The organism is Leucobacter fengyongliangi (genome assembly GCF_052386045.1).
This window is the reverse complement of sequence record NZ_CM126356.1, coordinates 1,472,320-1,484,910: the sequence shown is the minus strand read 5'-3', so window position 1 is coordinate 1,484,910 and position 12,591 is coordinate 1,472,320. Positions and strand designations below refer to the sequence as shown.

The window sequence follows — 12,591 nt, the reverse complement described above, 5'->3', positions numbered from 1 at the left end:
CGGATGGTCAGCGATTCACCGTCGCGCACTCAGTACGCTGGGTGAGTGGATTCAGAATGCATTGACCGGCTCCGAGAAGATCTCACTGCTGCAGGATACAGACTCAGTGCAATTAGAGAGCTCATCGGTGAGGAATCGGATGCGGCCCGCGTGCGGGGGGTGTTCGCCCCCGCACGGAGATCATTGGCCGAACGCAGCGCGGATCCACTTGCCACGCTGACCTGCCTCTTCCTCCTCGGCGACATCGTCGAGGAGGACTCGCTCGCAACAGCGCTTCCGCGTCTCGGGATCACCGGCGCCCACACACTGGGCCTGGTGACGTTCGTTTCGGGGGGCCTGCGTGCGGCGATTTCGCTCAACCCTGTCGAGATTGCTGATCCGCGCGTCCCCGTTCCAAGTCATTGGTGGATCCTCTCAGACCTGGACGATGCGCTCCGCCTGGGTTCCGCGAGGCCCGATCACGTCATGGGTGTGGGGGGCGCGACGCGCACCCTCATTGCGCAGGCACCCCCCGCAGATGTTCGCAGATCCCTCGAAATAGGCACGGGGTGCGGTGTTGTCGCGTTGCATCTCGCGCTTCGCGGCCCGGTAGTGGCGACAGACATCTCGGCGCGGGCACTCAGGTTTGCGCGCGCCAATGCGCGGCTCAACGGGGTGACGGGCATCGAGTTTCGGCAGGGTGATTTGTTCGCACCGGTCGCGGGTGAAGAATTCGATCTCATCCTTTCGAATCCGCCATTTGTCGTGACCCCGCGCGAGTCGGATGCGCAGCGCTACGAGTATCGAGATGCCGGGCTCGTCGGCGACGAACTTGCGGAACGGGTTGTGCGCCGGGCACCCGAGCATCTGTGTCACGGGGGCACGCTCCTGTGCCTCGCGAACTGGGAGAGCCCCTGGGGTCAGGATGGCTTGAATCGGGTGACCGAGTGGATCTCCGAGGCCGACCGTGCACTGGGGTCTGGCTCGCGCATCGCTGGCTGGGTGATTGAGCGCGACCGGATCTCTCCCGTGCGCTACGCAGAAACGTGGGCCAGAGACGGCGGAGTCAGGCCGGGCGACCCGGAGTTCGAACGAATGATGACGTCGTGGCTCGACGACTTCTCGGAGCGACGAGTGGTTGCGCTCGGACTCGGTTCGATCAGGCTGAGGAAGATTTCGGCCGGCGACGATTCCTCTCTGCCGTCTCCTGCAGCCCCGCTCGTGCACGTCGAACGTGCGGCGGGCGCTTTCTCCGAGGCTGCGGGCGAACACCTCGCCGCGACGTTCGATATGGCCTTGACCGCCGTTCACCTCAGTGATGCCGAAGTGCTTGCCGAGCGGTGGGTACGTTCTCCCGGAGTCGTTGAACACCGCCAGCATGTGCCGGGCGAGGAGGCTCCCTACGCGATCGCTTTGGAGGGTTCAGCAGGCATATCCCGCCGGGTGACCGCCGATCCGCTGCTTGCGGCCGCAGTCGGGGCGTGTGATGGCGAGTTGTCCCTGGGGCAAATCGCAGACGCGCTGGCCACCCTGCTGGAGGTCGACGCTGGGGCTGCTGCGGAGGCACTCGTCGCGGGGGTGCGCGAGCTCGTGTGGATGGGGATGCTCGGTCTGGGCACCGCACCACGAGCGGTAGACTGAGGCCCTATGATGCGAACGATTGATCTGCGTGGGCACGAGCTATCCCGGGCTGAACTTCTACGGTTGGTTCCCCGTGCCGCGGTTGATACGACAGCTGCCGTTGATCGCGTGCGGCCCCTGGTCGATGCCGTTCGCGATCGCGGCGAGGAAGCACTGCGCGAGCAGGCGCGTGATTTTGATCGAGTCGAGGGCCATGGGCTCCGGGTGCCCGAGCAACGGGTCGCGAGTTCCCTCGAGACGTGCCCGCCGGAGGTGCGTGCGGCCCTTGAGCTCTTGATCACTCGCCTGCGGCGCGCGTCGGCGGCCCAGGTTCCCCTTGAGCAGATGACCCGGCTTGCCGATGGAGCCACGATTCGGCAGCGCTGGCAACCGGTCACTCGAGTGGGTCTGTATGCGCCAGGAGGGAAGGCCGCGTACCCGTCGTCGGTGCTCATGAACGCCATCGCCGCGCAAGCCGCGGGTGTGGAAAGCCTCGCGCTCGCCTCTCCCGCGCAGCCGGACAATGGGGGAGCGCCGCACGAGGCTGTGCTGTGGGCCGCCGCGCTCGCCGGGGTGAGCGAGGTGTACGCCATCGGCGGAGCCGGAGCAATTGCTGCGTTTGCGCACGGGGTTCCGAGCCTTGGCCTCGACCCGGTCGACGTGGTGACCGGACCCGGCAACGTCTTTGTGGCAGCGGCAAAGCGCGCCGTCGCGGGGCTCGTTGGTATTGATTCCGAGGCCGGCACCACCGAGATCCTCGTGATCGCTGACGACACCGCAAATCCAGCGTTTGTCGCCGCTGACCTGATCAGCCAGGCCGAGCACGACGAGTCCGCCGCCTCCGTTCTGGTGACCGATTCACTAGATCTCGCGGAGCGCGTCCGCGCCGAGATCATCGCCCGCGCGCCTCACACGCGCCATGCCGAACGTGTACGCGAGGCTCTCTCCGGGCCGCAATCGGCCATCATCCTGGTCGACGACCTCACCGTCGCCGCGCGGGTGAGTAACGCCTACGGGCCTGAGCACCTCGAGATTCAGACGTGCGACGACGAGGGCGTGCTCGCACTCATTGACGACGCGGGTGCGGTGTTCGTGGGTGGCTTCACCCCGGTGAGCCTCGGTGACTACCTCGCCGGATCGAATCACGTGTTGCCCACGGGGGGCACGGCCCGTTTCGCAGCGGGTCTCGGGGCGCACACCTTTTTAAGGCCCCAACAGATCATCAGTTACGATCGGTCTGCACTCTCTTCGGTACACGCGCCGCTGCTGGCGCTTGCACAGACCGAGGGGCTGCCGGCGCACGGCGAAGCCGTCTCCGCACGGTTCGAGAGCGTGGCCGAGACACAAGTGGGTAGCGAGTAATGCACTGTCCATTCTGCAGGCACCCGGACAGTCGGGTTATCGATTCGCGTACGAGCGACGATGGACTGTCGATCCGCCGTCGTCGGCAATGCCCCGAATGCGGGCGCCGCTTCTCGACCACAGAGACCGCGAGCCTCACGGTGATCAAGCGGTCGGGCGTGGTCGAGCCCTTTAGTCGCGAAAAAGTGGTGAGTGGGGTGCGGAAGGCCTGCCAGGGCAGGCCGGTCACTGAGAGTGATCTGGCCATGCTCGCTCAGCAAGTGGAGGAGTCCTTGCGGCAGACCGGTCAGGCGCAGCTTGACGCGAATGACATCGGTCTCGCGGTGCTCCCGCACCTCCGAGTGCTCGACGAGGTCGCGTTTCTGAGGTTTGCGAGCGTCTACCAGGCGTTCGAATCACTCGAGGACTTCGACGCAGCCATCGCAGAGCTGCGTGACCAGTCGCACACGAAGACGGGTGCCGATGAAGCCTCGGCCGACGAGAAGGACTAGCCCAGACATGCGCATGTACCCCACGCTCTTCAATTCCGTGCTGCGTCACCTCGATCCCGAGACTGCGCACAACCTCGCCTTCCGCGCGATTCAGGCGGCACCGTACGCGGGTGCCGTGCTCCGCCGCGCGTGCGCGCCGGAGCCCTCGCTTCGGGTGCGGACGCTCGGGTTGGAGTTTCCGAGCCCCTTCGGCCTCGCGGCTGGTTTCGATAAGAATGCGACCGCGATCCTGGGCCTCGGCGCGCTCGGATTCGGTCACGTGGAGGTGGGCACGCTCACGCGACACGCGCAACCGGGCAACCCGAAGCCTCGCTCGTTCCGCCTGATTGACGATCGAGCTTTGATCAACCGGATGGGATTCAATAACGGTGGATCCGCGGCCGCTGTGCCCCGGATTGAACGTGCGCGGCTCAACTCTCACCGCCCGGTCATCGGGGTGAACATCGGCAAGAGTCGCATCACCGAGGTGGAACACGCTACCGCCGACTACGTCTGGAGCGCCCAGCGGCTGGCTCCCATTGCCGACTATCTGGCGGTCAACGTCAGCTCACCGAACACCCCGGGGCTGCGTGGTTTGCAAGAGCTTTCGGCTCTCGAGCCGCTTCTCGCCAACGTGAAGCAGGCCGCCGGTGATACGCCGCTCCTGGTGAAGATCGCGCCAGACATGGACGACGAACAACTCGAAGGGATTGCGAGGCTCGCGGTCAAGCTTGATCTTGACGGGATCATTGCGACCAATACGACCGTGTCTCGCTCGGGGCTTCACGCTCCGGCTCACGAGGTCGAGGCGATCGGTGCCGGGGGGCTCTCTGGCCACCCCTTGGCCGCGCGATCGCTGGAGGTACTGACCCGCATTCGCGAGGTGGTACCCCCCGAATTCTGTGTGATTTCAGTCGGGGGAGTGACGACCGCGGGAGACGTATTGGCACGACTTGACGCTGGAGCAACCCTGGTTCAGGGCTACACGGCGTTCATCTACGAGGGGCCACTCTGGGCCCGAGAGATCAACCATGGCCTCGCGGCCGTCGGCTGGCGACAGGAAGTCTCTCCCTGAATCGCCAGCCGCGGCTGAATGACTCTATTTTGGGTAGTCCCCGCGCTTCACCTGCGGCTTGGGAATGCGCAGTGGGCGGAACTGGAAGGCACGCATCGCCGCGTACCAGCGGAAGCCCTTCTGCACGTTTCCAACACCGAACTTCGCTTCAAGCTTGCGGTTCAGGAGGAGGCCTAAGAAAACTGCATCGAGCACGGCGATCAGCACGTAGCCCCAGATAACCGCCAAGCTGATGACCTGGAAGATCCCCGGCAGAAACGTCATCACGAGCACAACCAGCATCAGTGGGATGAGGAACTCGCCGACGCTGAATCGAGCGTCAACATAGTCACGCACGAATCTGCGCTGCGGGCCCTTGTCGCGAATCGACAGGTATCGTTCATCGCCCTGCATCATGCCTTGCCGCGCTCGTTCGCGGGCCTCCATTTGCTTCTGCTTCTGCGCCTTCATAGCGGTCTTGTCTCGACCCCCCACGAGTGGCTGCGCCCTTGCTGCTTGTGCCTCTTTGCGTGAGGGGGTTGGCCTACCCTTGCCGAGTTGCGCTTCCGCTTGCTCGTCGCTGCTCGCTGCCGAGGTGTCTTCCTTCGCCACGCCATTCCTCTCGTTGCCCTGCGTTGCCTCAGATGCCGGAGGCACCGATCCACACAGGGAATAAGACTACCCGGACACAGCGTTGACGTATGAGAGGGCGCGTAGACTGGGCCCAAGAGCAACCGAGGAGACGTCATGAGCACAACCGCGACCGACACTGCACCGGCCCACCAGGTGGGTCTCACCGACACAGCAAAAGAGAAGGTCGGCAGCCTGCTTGCCCAGGAAGGTCGTGACGACCTACGCCTCCGGATCGCCGTGCAACCGGGGGGCTGCTCAGGACTGATCTACCAGTTGTTTTTTGATGAGCGAGTGCTTGAGAATGACGCTGTCGTCGATTTTGGCGGGGTTTCGGTCGTCGTTGACCAGATGAGTGTGCCCTACCTGAGTGGGGCCACTATCGATTTCGAAGACACCATTCAGAAGCAGGGCTTCACGATTGACAACCCGAACGCTCAGGGCAGTTGTGCGTGCGGAGATAGCTTCAGCTAGATCGAACTAGCGGGAACGTGAGCCACCGTGATGCTGCACATCGGCATCACGGTGGCCTTTTTCGTCTAAATCGCGACCAAGCCGCGGCGTGTGTTCAGTAAACCTCAAGGTTCGCGCTAAGCTTGCAAGGAGTCAATAGTTGGGCCCGCCAGGCGGGTCATAACAACAAAGTTTCGAAAGGTATGCGGTGCGTTCCAATCGTCGAATGAAATGGGTAGCGGCCCCGGTCGCAGTGACCGCTGCACTTGCACTGGCCGGATGCACTCCGGCGCAGTTGCGCGGGTTCTTGCCTGAGGGGTCCACCGACGCGACCAACCACACGCCCGGCATCACGAGCCTCTGGGTGAACTCGTGGATCGTGCTCCTTGCAGTGGGCGTGCTCACCTGGTCGCTCATTCTTTGGGCCACCATTGCGTATCGTCGCCGCAAGGGGCAGACGGGTCTGCCAGTACAGCTTCGGTACAACATGCCGATCGAGACACTCTTCACTGTGGTGCCCGTCATCTTGGTGCTCGGATTCTTCGCATTCACTGCGCAAGAGCAGTCCAAGATCGAGGCACGTGATGAGAACCCCGACAACGTTGTGCAGGTCATTGGCAAGCGCTGGGCGTGGGATTTCAACTACGTCACCGATGATGTGTTTTTCCAGGGCGTTCAGGTGCAGACCGACGACAACGGATCCGCGATCCCCGAGACCATGCCCGTGCTGTACTTGCCGGTCAACGAGTCGACCGAGGTGCAACTCGAGACCCGCGATGTCATCCACTCCTTCTGGATCGTGGAGTTCCTTCAGAAGAAGGATATGATCCCGGGCCAGACAAATTACATCACTTTCACCCCAACTAAGACCGGCACATTCATGGGCAAGTGCGCAGAACTCTGCGGCGAATACCATTCGATGATGTTGTTCGAGGTAAAGGTTATCGAGCAGGCCGAATACGACGCGTATGTGGCATCGCTGCGGGAGCAGGGTAACGAGGGTCAGGTTGGCACAGAATTCAACCCGAACCAGGAGTTCTTCTTCGGTGATGAAGCCAAGGCCGAGAACGAGTAGCGAGGAATAGGCGAAAATGAAGAAGGGCAACGTTATCGTTTCGTGGATCACCTCCACGGACCACAAAGTTGTCGGGTACATGTACCTGATCAGCTCGTTCGTTTGGTTCCTCGTTGGCGGGTTGATGGCACTGATCATCCGTGCGCAGTTGTTCGCGCCCGGTCTCGAGGTCGTCGCCACAAAAGAGCAGTACAACCAGCTCTTCACCATGCACGGAACCATCATGCTTCTGATGTTCGCGACGCCGCTCTTTGCCGGCTTTGCGAACGTCTTGATGCCGCTCCAGATTGGCGCTCCAGACGTCGCGTTCCCGCGTCTCAACGCCTTCGCGTTTTGGCTCTACACCTTCGGCTCCCTCATGGCGGTGGGTGGGTTCCTCACCCCGCAGGGTGCGGCATCCTTTGGCTGGTTCGCATACGCTCCGCTCTCTGACGTGACGTTCTCGCCGGGTGTGGGTGGAAACCTGTGGATCCTGGGCCTCGGTATTGGTGGTTTCGGCACGATCATGGGTGGCGTGAACTTCATCACCACGATCGTCACGATGCGCGCTCCTGGAATGACGATGTGGCGCATGTCGATCTTTACCTGGAACACCATGATTACCTCGATCTTGGTCATCCTCGTGTTCCCGGTTCTCGCTGCGGCATTCTTCGCACTCGCGGCAGACCGCATATTCGGGGCGCACATCTTTAACGGTGAGGGCGGGGCCATTCTGTGGCAGCACCTGTTCTGGTTCTTTGGCCACCCCGAGGTCTATATCATCGCGCTTCCGTTCTTCGGTATCGTCTCCGAGATCTTCCCGGTATTTAGCAGGAAGCCCATCTTCGGGTACAAGACACTGGTCTACGCGACGATCGCAATTGCCGCGCTGTCCATGACCGTGTGGGCGCACCACATGTACGTCACTGGCTCAGTCCTGCTGCCGTTCTTCGCACTCATGACCATGTTGATTGCGGTTCCAACGGGTGTGAAGATCTTCAACTGGCTCGGCACCATGTGGCGAGGCTCGATCACTTTTGAAACCCCAATGCTTTGGTCGCTGGGATTCCTCGTGTCCTTCGTGTTCGGTGGCCTGACCGGTGTGATCTTGGCCTCACCAGCCCTTGACTTCCACCTCTCGGACACCTACTTCGTGGTCGCACACTTCCACTACGTGATCTTCGGAACCGTCGTCTTCGCGATGTTCGCTGGGTTCTACTTCTGGTGGCCCAAGTGGACGGGCAAGATGCTCGACGAACGACTGGGCAAGATCCACTTCTGGATTCTCTTCATCGGCTTCCACATGACCTTCCTGGTGCAGCACTGGCTGGGTGTCATGGCCATGCCTCGGCGGTACTACACCTACCTTCCAGAAGATGGCGTGACTTGGATGAACCAGCTCTCCACCGTGGGAGCGATGATTCTGGGTGTATCGATGATCCCGTTCCTGCTCAATGTGTACCTGACCGCGCGTCGTGCACCGAAGGTCACCGTCAACGATCCGTGGGGCTTCGGCCGCTCGCTCGAGTGGGCCACGTCCTGCCCGCCTCCGCGTCACAACTTCACCTCGATCCCTCGGATTCGCTCGGAGTCGCCCGCGTTCGACCTCAACCACCCCGAGGTCACCGGTGTCACGCAGCCAGGCCAGGAGAGCGAGCAGCACAAGCTCGCCCCGCAGAAGTAACGCTGAAAGGTATTTGAGACCATGAAGTCAAATGTCGTAGTATTCAGCATCCTGACGGCGTACTTCGTCATCGTCGCATCCGTGTACACGGTATGGAACCTGATTGAGCACGGTCGTCTGGAGTGGGCGGGTTCTCTCGCGATTCTGCTTTCCGGTGCTCTCACCGGCTTCATCGCCGTATATCTAGCCCTCGTTCAGAAGAAGCAGGGAGGCGTGCTCGTCGAGGATCAGCTAGACAGCGACATCGATGACGGCGATCCTGAGATGGGCGAATTCAGCCCCTGGAGCTGGTGGCCGATGTTCCTCGCATTCGCTATCGCCGTGGTTGTTCTCGGTTTGTGCATTGGGTTTAACTTCTGGTTGACGTTCTTGGGCTTGCCCCTCGTGCTTGTGGGCGTGGTCGGGTGGGTCTACGAGTACTACCGCGGATACTTCGCTCGGTAGAGGTTAGTCAGCTCCACACCCGGTAGGCTGGGGTGGTGAGCATTTCAATTCGACGGGGCAAGGCCGAAGACGCATCAGCGCTCTTCGGCCTTGCGCGTCAGTACCAGACAGGTCGCGAGGCTATTGGCCGCGACGAGTTCAGCGTAGCCCTTGATAACGTGCTGCGTCAGCGCGATCAGGAGACCAACGTACTGTTTGTCGCAGAGGAGGACGAACGGGTTGTTGGCTACTCCTTGATGACCGTCTCTCGCCTTCTGCACGCACCCGGCCTGACCGCCCACCTGCAGGAGATCGTTGTGGATGAGTCTGCCCGAGGTCACGGCACGGGAGACCGGCTCATGGAGGCGAACGAGCACTACTGCATGGGGAGAGGGGTCCGTCAACTCTCGGCCTCGACGGCGCGAATCGGCTCCTTCTACAACCACCGCGGGTTCGAAGCGATGGGCCAGCACTATCGCAAGCTTCTCGATCTCAGCTAACCAGGCCGCCATTGGATTCACACCCCGCAGCCCCAGCGCCGGAGGAATTCCCGATGCCCGCTGTACGACGCACGAGGCGTCGCCCGGGGGAGAACCGTGAACGGCTTATTGCCGCGGCGACGATCGACTTTGCGATTCACGGCTACCGGGGTAGTTCAACCGCCACGATTGGTACACGTGCCGGCGTGCCGCAGCCGCATGTGTACGCGAGCTTCCAGAGCAAGCGTGAGCTCTATGTCGCCGCCGCTGAGCGCGTCCGAGAATCCGTACAGTTCATGAGTGCAGAGGGCTCGGACTTGTGCCCTGCGTCAGGTGTTCGGGTGCAGTCAACTGTGACTGCTTTGCACAGCAAATCCGTTTCTCACAGAGCAGATCTCCCTGGTGCCGAGATCTGCGGAAGCTTTCTCCTGCAGGCTCTCGCCTCCATGTCCGATCCTGAAATCGGTCACGCATCGCGTTCTTTGGTTACCCTCACACAACAGCTCCTGGGCCCGGAGCAGTTCGCAGAGTCGCTCCTCGGTGGAGCTCACTACCTGATGGAAGTGGCAGAGCAGTCTTTCGGATAAATCGCACTGCAAGGATGCAGAGAACCCCGGCGAGATTGATACTCGCCGGGGTTCTCTATTGCTCGGGCCTAGTGGCCTTCGTGGTGGCCCTGATCTAGTTCCTTCTGCGTGGGAGGCACGATGCGGTTCTCGAAGAACCAGCGGCTCATGCCGGCACGCAGACGCTTGCCAAACGGGATGCGTCCGTCGTCGTTTGGACGCAACATCATCGGCTCGTAATCGTGGTAGCTCACAAGCTCCCAGCGTTCGTAGTCGGTGACCGGCTTGTGAACCTCAATGAACTCGCCGCCAGGCATCCGCACGATCCGGCCAGACTCGTAGCCGTGCAGAGCGATCGAGCGATCCTTCTTCTGCAGCGCCAGACAGGTCCGCTTGGCGATCTGGTAGGCAATGATCGGTGCCAGGAAGAGGAGTGCCTGCAGTGTGTGGATCACGCCTTCCATCGCCAACTGGAAGTGGGTCGCCATGATGTCCGAGCTCGCGCCCGCCCACATGACGGCGTAGAAGGTCACTCCGGCCGCGCCGATCGCGGTACGGGTGGGAGCGTTACGTGGGCGATCGAGAATGTGGTGTTCGCGCTTGTCGCCCGTGACCCAAGCTTCAATGAAGGGATAGATTGCAACCACGATCAGGAAGCCGACCATCACAATGATGGGAACTAGCATGTTCCAGGACCAGGTGTACCCGAACCATTCGGTCTCCCAGCCCGGCGGGATCAGTCGCAGCATGCCGTCGGCGAAACCGATGTACCAGTCAGGCTGAGTTCCCGCGGAGACGGGGGAGGGGTCGTATGGACCGTAGTTCCAGATCGGGTTGATCCCAACGAAGGAGGCGATCAACATGATGACACCGAAGACGATGAAGAAGAATCCGCCAGCCTTTGCGGCGTAGACGGGCAACACGGGGAAGCCGACTACGTTCTGCTGCGTCTTGCCGGGGCCGGGGTACTGCGTGTGCTTGTGAATCACGACGAACGCGAGGTGAAGTGCGACGAAGAGAATCACCATTGCGGGCAACAGCATGATGTGAAGCATGTACAGTCTGCCAACGATATCGGTTCCGGGGAACTCGCCACCGAAGAAGAGGAACGACATCCAGGTGCCCACTACGGGAACGGCCTTGATGATTCCGTCGATAATCCGCAGACCGTTGCCCGAAAGCACATCATCGGGAAGCGAGTAGCCGGTGAAGCCCTCGGCCATTGCGAGAACGAACAGTACGAAACCGATGACCCAGTTGAGCTCGCGCGGCTTGCGGAACGCACCAGTGAAGAAGATACGCAGCATATGCAGACCGATGGACGCGACAAACAGCAGAGCCGCCCAGTGATGCACATGACGCATCAGGAGACCACCGCGAACAGAGAAGGAGATATCAAGTGTCGAGGCCATAGCGACCGACATCTCGACGCCCTTCATGGGCACGTAAGGTCCTGTGTAGAAGACCTCAGCCATTGACGCCTGGAAGAACAGCGTCAGGAATGTGCCCGAGAGCAGGATGACGACGAAGCTGTAGAGTGCGACCTCACCGAGCAGAAACGACCAGTGGTCCGGGAAGACCTTGCGTCCGAACTCCTTGACTGCAACACCGATCTTGGTGCGCTCGTCAATGTAGTTCGCCGCGGCAGAGGTGAAGCGGCTGGATCCACTCTGATTCTGGGTCGGTGGTGGGGTGACTGTGGTGCTCACTTGAGACGCTCCCAGAAGCTCGGGCCGACAGGTTCTTGGAAGTCGCTCTGCGCGACCAGGTATCCCTCGTCATCCACCGTGATGGGCAGCTGCGGCAGGGGACGCTTTGCCGGGCCAAAAATGACCTTCGCCTCGTCAGTCACGTCGAACTGTGACTGGTGGCAGGGGCAAAGCAGATGGTGTGTGTGCTGCTCATAGAGCGCCACCGGGCAGCCCACGTGGGTGCACACCTTTGAGTACGCAACAATGCCGTCATAGGACCAGCCCTTGCGCTCGTCGCGCTCCTTGAGCTTTTCGGGCTCAAGACGCATCAGCAACACCACAGCCTTTGCTTTCTCATCAAGGAGGTTCGTCGCTTGACTCAGGTTCTCAGGCACAACGTGAAATACGGAACCAATGGTGACATCGGCTGCGCGAATCGCGCCACCGACTCCGTGGCCTCCTGTGTCACGGGCGAGGCGAATGCCCTCTTCCCACATTGTGTGCTTCAGGAGCGTGACCGGATCCTGGTCCTGCGGCGCAAGTCCGCGCAACAAAGTAATACCCGGAAGCGGGAACGCGATCAGTGCGCCGATGAGGCTGTTGCGCACCAGTGATCGACGAGAGAATCCCGACTCCTCATTGGCGAGTGTGAAGACCTCCACTGCCTCCGCACGAGTAGCCGAGTCGCTCGGTACCGGGTGGCGCTCATCAATGGACTCGTGATCCGCCATGATTGCTTTGCCCCAGTGAACCGCGCCGATGCCGACGGCAAGCAGCGACAACGTCATGCCAACGCCCACGAACATCGTGTGCAGGCGAATGTCCCACAAATCTCCCGACTCGATCGGGAAGAACATGTACGCGAGAACCGCGCCCAAGCTTCCGGCGATCGAGACGTAGAAAAGGGTGTAGACCGTGCGCTCCGCACGCTTCTCAACCTTTGGATCTAGGTCGGTGACGCGCTTCCGGTGCGGGGGAAGGCCCGGGTTTTGGACGGCGTCGGTCGCGATGACTGCTGTTCCTGCAGCTGGTGCGACCGCACCGTGGCCCTCGGCGGGGACAACGGCGCCTTCGCTACCGTTGTACTTCGCTGCCTCTGCCATGTTGCTCCTTGGTTCCTGACTAT

At 61.5% G+C, this 12,591-nt stretch carries 13 protein-coding genes; 10 read left to right on the top strand and 3 right to left on the bottom strand.

All coding sequences use genetic code 11. The features are described 5' to 3' along the window. Positions 1-45 precede the first annotated feature (45 nt). From ACTNFK_RS07120 to ACTNFK_RS07105, 4 genes are read left to right on the top strand one after another with little or no spacing between them, the layout of a single operon-like run. Entirely contained in the window at positions 46-1,620 is a 1,575-nt protein-coding gene (locus tag ACTNFK_RS07120) for a class I SAM-dependent methyltransferase (protein ID WP_435935738.1), read from the top strand. Positions 1,621-1,629: 9 nt separating this feature from the next. After that, positions 1,630-2,961, top strand: coding sequence for a histidinol dehydrogenase (gene hisD, locus ACTNFK_RS07115; protein WP_435935983.1), 1,332 nt, complete (start codon positions 1,630-1,632; stop codon positions 2,959-2,961). Next, the gene (gene nrdR, locus ACTNFK_RS07110; protein ID WP_435935739.1) at positions 2,961-3,452 is read left to right on the top strand and encodes a transcriptional regulator NrdR; all 492 of its coding nucleotides are present in this window, start codon (positions 2,961-2,963) and stop codon (positions 3,450-3,452) included. The genes hisD and nrdR overlap by 1 nt, the downstream gene beginning before the upstream one ends. 13 nt (positions 3,453-3,465) lie before the next feature. Beyond that, positions 3,466-4,506 (top strand): quinone-dependent dihydroorotate dehydrogenase, encoded by a 1,041-nt coding sequence (locus ACTNFK_RS07105; RefSeq protein WP_435935984.1) that lies wholly within the window; start codon positions 3,466-3,468, stop codon positions 4,504-4,506. Between the two features lie 24 nt (positions 4,507-4,530). Here ACTNFK_RS07105 and ACTNFK_RS07100 read toward each other — a convergent pair whose 3' ends face one another. Next, the gene (locus ACTNFK_RS07100; RefSeq protein WP_433647449.1) at positions 4,531-5,097 is read right to left on the bottom strand and encodes a DUF3043 domain-containing protein; all 567 of its coding nucleotides are present in this window, start codon (positions 5,095-5,097) and stop codon (positions 4,531-4,533) included. A gap of 135 nt (positions 5,098-5,232) precedes the next feature. On the opposite strand from ACTNFK_RS07100, the gene erpA reads away from it, so the two are divergent. From erpA to ACTNFK_RS07070, 6 genes are all read left to right on the top strand, one after another. Then, positions 5,233-5,589, top strand: a complete 357-nt coding sequence (gene erpA / locus ACTNFK_RS07095; protein WP_435935740.1) for an iron-sulfur cluster insertion protein ErpA — start codon at positions 5,233-5,235, stop codon at positions 5,587-5,589. A 205-nt stretch (positions 5,590-5,794) separates the two neighbouring features. Then, positions 5,795-6,643, top strand: coding sequence for an aa3-type cytochrome oxidase subunit II (gene ctaC / locus ACTNFK_RS07090; protein ID WP_435935741.1), 849 nt, complete (start codon positions 5,795-5,797; stop codon positions 6,641-6,643). Between the two features lie 16 nt (positions 6,644-6,659). Further along, complete coding sequence (ctaD, locus tag ACTNFK_RS07085) at positions 6,660-8,306, top strand: aa3-type cytochrome oxidase subunit I (RefSeq protein WP_435935742.1); 1,647 nt, start codon at positions 6,660-6,662, stop codon at positions 8,304-8,306. 21 nt (positions 8,307-8,327) lie between these two features. Then, positions 8,328-8,750 (top strand): aa3-type cytochrome oxidase subunit IV, encoded by a 423-nt coding sequence (ctaF, locus tag ACTNFK_RS07080; RefSeq protein WP_435935743.1) that lies wholly within the window; start codon positions 8,328-8,330, stop codon positions 8,748-8,750. Between the two features lie 35 nt (positions 8,751-8,785). Next, the gene (locus ACTNFK_RS07075) at positions 8,786-9,229 is read left to right on the top strand and encodes a GNAT family N-acetyltransferase (protein WP_435935744.1); all 444 of its coding nucleotides are present in this window, start codon (positions 8,786-8,788) and stop codon (positions 9,227-9,229) included. Positions 9,230-9,282: 53 nt separating this feature from the next. Further along, positions 9,283-9,795 carry a TetR/AcrR family transcriptional regulator gene (locus ACTNFK_RS07070; protein ID WP_435935745.1) on the top strand — a complete coding sequence of 171 codons (513 nt, stop codon included), beginning with the start codon at positions 9,283-9,285 and terminating at the stop codon, positions 9,793-9,795. A gap of 68 nt (positions 9,796-9,863) precedes the next feature. Here ACTNFK_RS07070 and qcrB read toward each other — a convergent pair whose 3' ends face one another. Both qcrB and qcrA read right to left on the bottom strand, forming a co-directional pair. Then, the gene (gene qcrB, locus ACTNFK_RS07065; RefSeq protein WP_433647438.1) at positions 9,864-11,483 is read right to left on the bottom strand and encodes a cytochrome bc1 complex cytochrome b subunit; all 1,620 of its coding nucleotides are present in this window, start codon (positions 11,481-11,483) and stop codon (positions 9,864-9,866) included. Next, positions 11,480-12,568 carry a cytochrome bc1 complex Rieske iron-sulfur subunit gene (gene qcrA / locus ACTNFK_RS07060; protein ID WP_433647436.1) on the bottom strand — a complete coding sequence of 363 codons (1,089 nt, stop codon included), beginning with the start codon at positions 12,566-12,568 and terminating at the stop codon, positions 11,480-11,482. Before qcrA ends, qcrB begins: the two co-directional genes overlap by 4 nt. Positions 12,569-12,591: the final 23 nt, after the last annotated feature.

Bases quoted from the DNA above. Each gene is read 5' to 3' on its own strand.
- qcrA (WP_433647436.1), bottom strand. From the start codon at position 12,568: ATGGCAGAGGCAGCGAAGTACAACGGTAGCGAAGGCGCCGTTGTCCCC.
- ACTNFK_RS07070 (WP_435935745.1), top strand. From the start codon at position 9,283: ATGCCCGCTGTACGACGCACGAGGCGTCGCCCGGGGGAGAACCGTGAA.
- ACTNFK_RS07105 (WP_435935984.1), top strand. From the start codon at position 3,466: ATGTACCCCACGCTCTTCAATTCCGTGCTGCGTCACCTCGATCCCGAG.
- nrdR (WP_435935739.1), top strand. From the start codon at position 2,961: ATGCACTGTCCATTCTGCAGGCACCCGGACAGTCGGGTTATCGATTCG.
- ctaF (WP_435935743.1), top strand. From the start codon at position 8,328: ATGAAGTCAAATGTCGTAGTATTCAGCATCCTGACGGCGTACTTCGTC.
- erpA (WP_435935740.1), top strand. From the start codon at position 5,233: ATGAGCACAACCGCGACCGACACTGCACCGGCCCACCAGGTGGGTCTC.
- ctaC (WP_435935741.1), top strand. From the start codon at position 5,795: ATGAAATGGGTAGCGGCCCCGGTCGCAGTGACCGCTGCACTTGCACTG.
- ctaD (WP_435935742.1), top strand. From the start codon at position 6,660: ATGAAGAAGGGCAACGTTATCGTTTCGTGGATCACCTCCACGGACCAC.
- hisD (WP_435935983.1), top strand. From the start codon at position 1,630: ATGCGAACGATTGATCTGCGTGGGCACGAGCTATCCCGGGCTGAACTT.